General features: G+C 35.7%; 8 protein-coding genes and 1 tRNA gene. 6 read left to right on the plus strand and 3 right to left on the minus strand.

Going from position 1 to position 8,433, the window contains the following annotated elements; all coding sequences use genetic code 11:
• Positions 1–8 precede the first annotated feature (8 nt).
• Complete coding sequence (gene fliE / locus C6H18_RS07115) at positions 9–326, plus strand: flagellar hook-basal body complex protein FliE (RefSeq protein ID WP_104722414.1); 318 nt, start codon at positions 9–11, stop codon at positions 324–326.
• Entirely contained in the window at positions 326–2,089 is a 1,764-nt protein-coding gene (locus C6H18_RS07120; protein WP_104722415.1) for a peptidoglycan D,D-transpeptidase FtsI family protein, read from the plus strand. The genes fliE and C6H18_RS07120 overlap by 1 nt, the downstream gene beginning before the upstream one ends.
• Positions 2,090–2,097: 8 nt before the next feature.
• Here the strand turns inward: C6H18_RS07120 and C6H18_RS07125 are convergent, their stop codons facing one another.
• From C6H18_RS07125 to C6H18_RS07135, 3 genes are read right to left on the minus strand one after another with little or no spacing between them, the layout of a single operon-like run.
• Entirely contained in the window at positions 2,098–3,411 is a 1,314-nt protein-coding gene (locus C6H18_RS07125; protein ID WP_104722416.1) for a UDP-N-acetylmuramoyl-L-alanyl-D-glutamate--2,6-diaminopimelate ligase, read from the minus strand.
• A complete protein-coding gene (locus C6H18_RS07130) occupies positions 3,408–4,022 on the minus strand; it encodes a hypothetical protein (protein WP_104722417.1) in 615 nt (204 codons plus the stop codon). Before C6H18_RS07130 ends, C6H18_RS07125 begins: the two co-directional genes overlap by 4 nt.
• A gap of 10 nt (positions 4,023–4,032) precedes the next feature.
• Positions 4,033–4,278 (minus strand): NifU family protein, encoded by a 246-nt coding sequence (locus C6H18_RS07135; protein ID WP_104722418.1) that lies wholly within the window; start codon positions 4,276–4,278, stop codon positions 4,033–4,035.
• Positions 4,279–4,575: 297 nt separating this feature from the next.
• Here C6H18_RS07135 and C6H18_RS07140 point away from each other — a divergent pair, with 297 nt between their 5' ends.
• From C6H18_RS07140 to C6H18_RS07155, 4 genes are all read left to right on the plus strand, one after another.
• Positions 4,576–5,349 carry a fumarate reductase cytochrome b subunit gene (locus C6H18_RS07140; RefSeq protein ID WP_104722419.1) on the plus strand — a complete coding sequence of 258 codons (774 nt, stop codon included), beginning with the start codon at positions 4,576–4,578 and terminating at the stop codon, positions 5,347–5,349.
• A gap of 10 nt (positions 5,350–5,359) precedes the next feature.
• On the plus strand, positions 5,360–7,333 hold the full coding sequence (locus C6H18_RS07145) for a fumarate reductase flavoprotein subunit (protein ID WP_104722420.1): 1,974 nt from the start codon (positions 5,360–5,362) through the stop codon (positions 7,331–7,333).
• Entirely contained in the window at positions 7,330–8,076 is a 747-nt protein-coding gene (locus C6H18_RS07150; protein WP_104722421.1) for a fumarate reductase iron-sulfur subunit, read from the plus strand. The genes C6H18_RS07145 and C6H18_RS07150 overlap by 4 nt, the downstream gene beginning before the upstream one ends.
• Positions 8,077–8,098: 22 nt before the next feature.
• A tRNA-Ser gene (locus C6H18_RS07155) sits at positions 8,099–8,186 on the plus strand.
• Positions 8,187–8,433 lie beyond the last annotated feature (247 nt).

Genomic DNA, 8,433 nt, shown 5'->3' on the forward strand with positions numbered 1-8,433 from the left:
GAATATAAATGGAAATTAAAAAATACGGTATAGATTTAGAAAAATCAGAATCAAAATTACAAAATGTCCCAAATCTATCGCCAAACCATAATCTCAATGCTCCAAATAAAACTTTTGGAAGTATGCTAAAAGAAGCGGTGGATGAAGTCAATACCCGCCAAAAAGTTAGCGAACAAGCTATGGCAGATATGGCAACAGGACAAATTAAAGATTTACACCAAGCTGCTGTTGCCATAGGAAAAGCTGAAAATAGTATGAAATTAATGCTAGAAGTAAGAAACAAAGCTATTAGTGCCTACAAAGAGCTTATTAAAACTCAAATGTAATGCACAATTCTGGTTCTAAAAAAACAGGAAAAATCCTACTTCTTTTTCTTACCATAGCAGGGGGATTTTGCATTTTTTTAGGCACTACTTTTTACCAATTTATCACCGATAGAAAACTCCCTAACTTTCAAGCTAAAAAAATAGAAAGTGCTATTAGAGGCTCTATTTATAGTAACGATGGATTCCTCTTAGCCTCTAGTAAAAAAATCTATAAAGCAGTAGTAAATACTTATAATATTGACCCACAAAAAAAAGATTTATTCGTTAGTCTTTTTTCGATTTATAGTAAAATCCCACGCGATGAGATTGAACTAAAGCTCCAAGAAAAGGGAAATGTTGTTCTCTCTTATGATATTGATTCTAAAAGTGCGAGCCATTTAAAACAACTCAATATCAAACTCAACGCACTCAATGTATTCCGCTCCTATGAAGACAAAAATGGAAATATTTTTAAATATGGATTATCCATTGTTGAGAGCGGGGAATCAAGAGATTATCTCTATAATGATGCAATGGAGCCAATTTTAGGCTATATTTATAAAGAAAATGATGAAAGAATAACCCGAGTAAGGGGTGTTAAAGGGATTGAAAGAAGCTTTAATGAAGAATTAAAGCCCATTAGCAATCTATTAATGACTGGTATAAGAGATATTGGCTTTAATGTGATTTTAAACAAAGATTCCAATTTTCAAGACAGAATAGATGGATATGATATTATCTCAAGCATTCCTTTAAAACTCCAAAAAAAGATTGAACGACTAACAGATAAAAACAAAATCGCATTAGGGGCAAAAGAAATCCTAGTAGGCATTATGGAGAGCAAAAGTGGAAAAATTATTGCTTTAGCTAGTAGTGCTAGATTTAACCCTAATGCTATTACCAAAAATGATTATCCTGCCTTAAATGCAAGTGCAGTTGAATACTCTTATGAGCCAGGTAGCATTATAAAGCCTATCATTTATTCTATTTTATTAGATAAAAATCTCATCTCCCCCACAGAAAATATTTTTTTAGAAAATGGACGCTATAAATTACACAACTTCTACATCACTGATACACACAAACTCCAATCCTCTAGCGTAGAAGAAATTTTACTCTACTCAAGCAATATAGGAATGGCAAAAATCGCCCAACGTCTAGGACCTCAAGAATATTACGCAAGCTTACAGGCTTTTGGGTTTGGGACTCAAACAGGCATTGACTTACCCTATGAAAAAAACGGGACCATTCCAGATATAGCAAGATTTCGAAGTGAAGTTTATAAAGCAACCGTTTCTTATGGTTATGGCTTAAGGACAACCTTTATGCAAATGTTAAAAGGCTATAACACTATTGTCAATCACGGAATAGCCTATGACCCTTATATCGTAGAATACCTACAAGATTCCCAGCAAGTTCGCTACAAACTAAAACACCAAGAACCACTTAGAATCTTAAGCGACAAAACAGCCACAGAAGTTAAAAATACGCTTATTAAAACAGTAAAAGAAGGGACAGGCAGGAGCGCTCAAGTTAAAGGGCTAACCATAGGTGGTAAAACAGGGACTGCACACATAGCACAAGGGGGCAAATATATCCGCAAATACAATAGCTCTTTCTTTGGTTTTGTAAGTGATAGCAAAGGCAATGAATACACCATTGGAATTAGTGTATTTGAACCTAATGAGATAGAAGCCTATTTTGCTTCAACAACAGCTGTTCCGCTATTCAAAGAAGTAGTAGAATTACTAGTAAAAGAAAACTATCTCTATCCTAGCAAATAAGTAAAGCCTTAGTGCTTTGCTTGGATATATTTTTCAACTTCTTTACAATCATCAAATTCCAAAATCTCATCACCAATGATTTGATAACTCTCATCACCCTTCCCTAAAATAAGCAATACTTCATCAAATTGCAGATTCTCTAAGGCTTTTTTGATAGCAACAGAACGATTTTCCTCTAAATAAATATTTCTTTGTTTTTGTAATTCTTCGGGGATTCCCGCTAAAATCTCCTCTAAAATGTTTCGAGGGTTTTCACTTCTTGGATTATCACTTGTAAGATAAATTGTATGGGCATATCTTGCTGCACAAAGTCCCATTTTTGGACGCTTAAATCTATCCCTGTCTCCTCCAGCACCAAAGACAACAACGATTTTTCTATGCAAAAAAGATTCAAAAATTTTCTCCATTCCATCTTCTGTATGAGCAAAATCCACGATAACAAGAGGATTCTCATTAACTACTTGCATACGCCCCTTAACTCCACCAAAATTTTCTAACTTAGTAACAATATCCTCTAAAGGTAAATCCTCTAAAATCTTAATAGCCCCAATAGCCGCTAGGGCATTATAAAGATTATGTTTTCCAAAAAATGTCGCCTCAAGTGTGGATTCTTCTTTACCATAGGCAATCTGTGCAATAATTCCATTTCTAAGACTATACGCTTTCACGCTAAAAGTCGCATTAGATTCAATCCCATAAGTAAGTGTATTTTGCAAAGCATATTGAGCCTTGGGTTCATCTTTATTGATAAGTTTCTTATCATTAGGATTCCTAAAAAAAGAATTTTTCGTAGCAATATAGTTTTCTAAAGTCTTATGATAGTCTAAATGATCGCTTGTAATATTTGTTAATATGCGTAAGGCAAATGTTAAGCCTTCTATTCTGTTTTGGACAATAGAATGAGAGCTAACCTCCATAACAAAATATCCACATCCTTCTAATCTAGCTTCATCAATAGCAGAATAAATCTCTAAAAGACTAGGGGTAGTTAAGCCTTTAGGACGTCTTTGTTTTTCATTAATAAAAAACCCTCTTGTCCCTAAAAGCCCTACTTTACAACCTAAATCTAATAAAATAGAATAAATCATTGCAGCTGTCGTTGTTTTACCATTAGTTCCAGTGATTCCAATGATTTTTAAATTTAAATCTAAAAATTCTCCCAACTCCTGTGGGCTTAAGAAATCTTTAAAGCCATTTTCTTTGGCTTGTTGTAAATATTTCTTAGAACTTTGCGTAACTAAAAACGCACAATCCTTAGAATCTTCTCTTGAATCATCACTAATAAAACGAAAGGTTTTAGGATTCCTTAGTAAAAGCTTCATTGATGTTTTCTATTTTGTAAAATTTCTTTATAAAAATTTAAAAAATCTCTATCAAAAAACAAAAAATTTCCGGAATTTTCAAAATAATTCATAGCAATATCTTCAAAACCAAATTTCACAAGATTTTTAACAAAATATAAAAAATCATTTTTGTTTGTAAAAATGATTTTAGAGCTAAACATTAAATCCTCAAAAGCCTCTTTAAAGCCAATATCTTTTTCTAATGCTTCAAAATCTTTGTATAAAATTCCATCATTTTTATCAATATCAATATCTTGGATACTTTGGATAACCATACTTAACTCACAAAGATTCTTATCAAAATTCCCAATCATTTCTATAATATTCTCTTCAGTTTGCCAATTATTCTTTGTTTTTGTTACTTGATAATATTCAAATAAAGCTCTTGCTTCCTCTTCATGTTCTAATGCCATATCTGCAAGCATAGAAAACATTTCAACCGTTTTAATCTCCTTAAGCTTAGATGGTTTTTTCTTAGAATCTAACTCCGCTATGATTTTTGCATATAAGTAAGAACAATGCTTCAAAACCTCTAAATAATGTCGCTTAATGAAGTGCTCTTTGATTTTATTTTTCCAATAGTAAGCCATTGTCTTTACTTTAAGCGATATTAATAAGTTCTATCTCTGGGTGAATCTCATCTTTTAAAGCTCGTTCGATACCAAATTTCAAAGTCTTAGAGCTACTAGCACAGCCTTTACAGGCTCCCTCTAAACGGACATACACTTTACCCTCTTGAATCCTTAATAAAGTTACATTTCCGCCATCAGCTACCAACATTGGACGAACTTTATCAATTACAATTTCCACAGGTTTTACTAACTCTTCATCACTAAAGGGCATCATTGCAATTCTCCTTAATAATATAACTTTTGACAAATATTAATATAATTTTTAGGTTATTAATGAGTTTGCAGGTTTCATAACAAACCCAAGCGATAATACTTTTTTATCCTTTAAGTTTCTTTAAAAGTTGCATTTTTATCGATTCCATAACTACATCAATAGGGATTTTACATTTTTTGCATTCTATGTTTAAGTATTTAATAAAATTTAATTGATTTTATTTTATAATGCAGGTTTTATAGTCTCAAGCTAAATGTCGTGCAAAAGCACTCAAATATTCCACTTCGGGAGGATTTTATGCAAAATGATGAAGGAATTATCCAAGGTTATTTAAAAATAACTTCAGAGCGCAAGAAAAGTAAGCTTCCTGCGCGTTTAGATTTTTGGCAAAGTGCCACAGGTTTATTTCTAGCACTTTTTATGATAGCACATATGTTTTTTGTCTCTAGTATTTTACTAGGCGAAGAGATTATGTATAAAGTAACAAAATTTTTTGAAGGCAGTGTATTCTTAGAAAAAGAGCAACCATTCCTAGTTAGTATTGTTGCAATAATTGTAATCACAGCCTTTGTTATCCATGCTTTTTTAGCATTAAGAAAGTTTCCTATTAATTTTCAGCAATTCAGTGTTTTTAAAATACATAAAACCCTAATGCAACACGGCGATACCTCATTATGGTGGATTCAAGCCTGTAGCGGATTTGCATTATTCTTTTTAGCAAGCGTGCATCTCTTTGTAATGCTAACCGCTCCAGATACGATTGGACCTAACGCCTCTGCTTACCGCTTCGTGCATCAACATTTTTGGATTTTATATATCTTTTTACTTTTTGCTGTGGAATTACACGCCTCTATTGGTTTATACCGCCTCTGTGTAAAATGGGGTTGGTTTGAAAACTTAGGTTTAAACACTTTAAGAAACATCAAAAAAGGTATGAGCGTTTTCTTTATCGCTCTTGGCTTATTAACCTTTGGAGCCTATGTAAAAATAGGTCTAAACCAAAATGTATCACCCGATACAAGTATTGAGGATATGAGAACCTTAGATCATACCCTCTATGGCAAAAAATGAGGAGTTATCAATGAAAATTATATATTGCGATTCACTAGTAATTGGTGGAGGGTTAGCAGGACTTAGAGCAGCTGTGGCTTGTCAATCAAAAGGCTTAAACACTATCGTTTTAAGCTTAATTCCTGTCAAGAGAAGCCATTCTGCAGCCGCACAAGGTGGTATGCAAGCAAGCCTTGGTAATTCTAAAATGAGTGATGGGGATAATGAAGACTTGCACTTTGCAGATACCGTAAAAGGGAGTGATTGGGGTTGCGACCAAAAGGTAGCAAGAATGTTTGTTACAACCGCCCCTAAAGCTATCCGACAATTAGCCGCTTGGGGTGTGCCTTGGACAAGGATTAAAAAGGGAGATAGAACAGCCATTATTAATGCGCAAAAAACAACTATCACCGAAGAAGATTTTCGCCACGGCTTAATCCATTCCAGAGACTTTGGCGGGACAAAAAAATGGAGAACTTGCTACACAGCAGATGCCACAGGACACACTATGCTATTTGCCGTAGCCAACGAAGCCTTAAAGCATAATGTTACCATCCACGATAGAAAAGAAGCCATTGCCCTTATCCACAAAGACAAACGATGCTATGGAGCGATTGTAAGGGATTTAATCACAGGAGAATTAATCGGCTATGTCGCCAAAGGCACATTAATCGCCACAGGTGGATATGGCAGAATCTACAAAGACACAACTAATGCGGTAATTTGCGAGGGGATAGGAAGTGCCATTGCCCTAGAAACAGGTGTAGCAAAATTAGGCAATATGGAAGCGGTGCAATTCCACCCCACCGCACTTTTCCCTAGCGGAATCTTACTAACTGAAGGTTGTCGCGGAGATGGTGGGATATTAAGAGATGTGGATGGATACCGCTTTATGCCCGATTATGAGCCTGAAAAAAAGGAACTTGCAAGTCGTGATGTCGTTGCGCGTCGAATGATTCAAAGAATACGAGAAGGCAAAGGAGTAAAATCTCCTTATGGAGAGCATTTATGGCTTGACATCTCTATCTTAGGCAGACAACATATCGAAACCAATTTAAGAGATGTGCAAGAAATTTGCGAATGCTTTGCAGGAATCGACCCTGCTGAAAAATGGGCTCCCGTTAAGCCTATGCAACACTACTCAATGGGTGGTATCCGCACAAACTACAAAGGAGAGACTGCACTAGAAGGGCTTTTCTCTGCAGGAGAAGCTGCTTGTTGGGATTTACACGGATTTAACAGATTAGGTGGAAATTCTGTGAGCGAAGCGGTGGTTTCTGGGATGATTATCGGAGACTATTTCGCAGAGAGTTGCCAAAGCACTTACGCAACCATCGAGACAAAACTTGTAGAAGAATGTATCCAAAAGCAACAAACCTATCTTAATAGCATTTTAGCTAGTGAGGGCAAAGAAAATGTTTTTGAGATCAAAAATAGAATGAAAGAGATTATGGGAGATAAAGTCGGCATATTCCGTGATGGGACTCACCTTAAAGAAGCCGTTGATGAACTTGAACAACTCTACATTCGTTGCAAAAATATCTCCATTAGCACAAAGCGATTAGAGGCTAATCCGGAGCTAGAAGAAGCTTACCGCGTCCCAAAAATGCTTAAAATCGCTCTATGTGTCGCCAAAGGAGCTTTAGATAGAACAGAATCAAGAGGAGCGCATAGCCGTGAAGACTATCCAAAACGTGATGATGTTAATTGGCTAAAAAGAACTTTGGCTTCTTGGGAAGACCCCAATCAAACCTTACCAACACTTACCTATGAATCCTTAGATATTGCAACAATGGAAATTGCTCCGGGATTCCGTGGATATGGTGCTAAAGGAATGATTATCGAAAACCCAGAAAGCCTAAGAAGACAAGAGGAAATTGATAGAATACGTTCTGATATGGAAGCACAAGGCAAAGATAGATACGATATTCAAGAAGCATTAATGCCCTTTGATTTACAAGCATATTATAAAACCCGCAATGAAAGAATAGGAGACAAACAATGAGTGGAGCAACCGAAAATAGCGGTAGAACGCTAACAATTAAAGTATTAAAGTTTAACCCCAATAGTGCGGTTTCAAAACCACATTTTGTAGAGTATAAACTCCAAGAAGCGCATTCAATGACTGTATTTATCGTATTAAATATGATTAGAGAGCAATATGACCCCGATTTAAGCTTTGACTTTGTATGCCGAGCTGGAATCTGCGGAAGCTGTGGAATGATGATTAATGGGCGTCCAAGACTTGCTTGTAGAACCTTAACAAAAGACTTTCCAGATGGTATTATTACGCTTATGCCTCTACCAGCCTTTAAGCTTATTAAAGACTTATCCGTTGATACAGGAAATTGGTTTAATGGAATGAGTAAGAGAGTAGAAAGCTGGATTCACGCTCAAGAAAAAAGCGAAGAGCATATGAGTAAGCTTGAAGAAAGAGTAGAACCAGAAGTAGCCCAAGAAGTTTTTGAGCTTGATAGATGTATCGAATGTGGTTGTTGCATTGCAGCTTGCGGGACAAAACTTATGCGAGAAGACTTTGTAGGAGCAGCCGGGCTTAATCGTATTGTTAGGTTTATGATTGACCCACACGATGAAAGAAACAATGAAGACTATTACGAACTAATAGGAGATGATGACGGGGTTTTTGGTTGTATGAGCTTACTTGCGTGCCACGATGTTTGCCCAAAAGACCTCCCGCTTCAAAGCAAGATTGCTTATTTGCGTCGTAAAATGGTAGCTATCAAATAACCTTTCCCCTTAATGGGGATATAGAGAGGTGTCCGAGTGGTTGAAGGAGCACGCCTGGAACGCGTGTAAAGTGCAAGCTTTCGAGGGTTCGAATCCCTTCCTCTCTGCCATAGATATTTAAAATCTCCCTAAAAACATTCTTACTACAACATTCTTCCAAATAAAATTAAATACAGATTAATCATATTTTAGCTATACTCCAAAAAAAATAAAAATGAGGTGAATTATGACAAAAAACTCTATCAAGCAACCAACTAACAATATAATAAATATTAGGGGGGGGGGGGCAATAATGCCTTCTCTTGTAGCTACTCCACCAAGCCTATCTTCTGTAAAAATTGATTCTAATCTTTTAGA

Source organism: Helicobacter mesocricetorum (assembly GCF_900198605.1).
GTDB lineage: Bacteria > Campylobacterota > Campylobacteria > Campylobacterales > Helicobacteraceae > Helicobacter_D > Helicobacter_D mesocricetorum.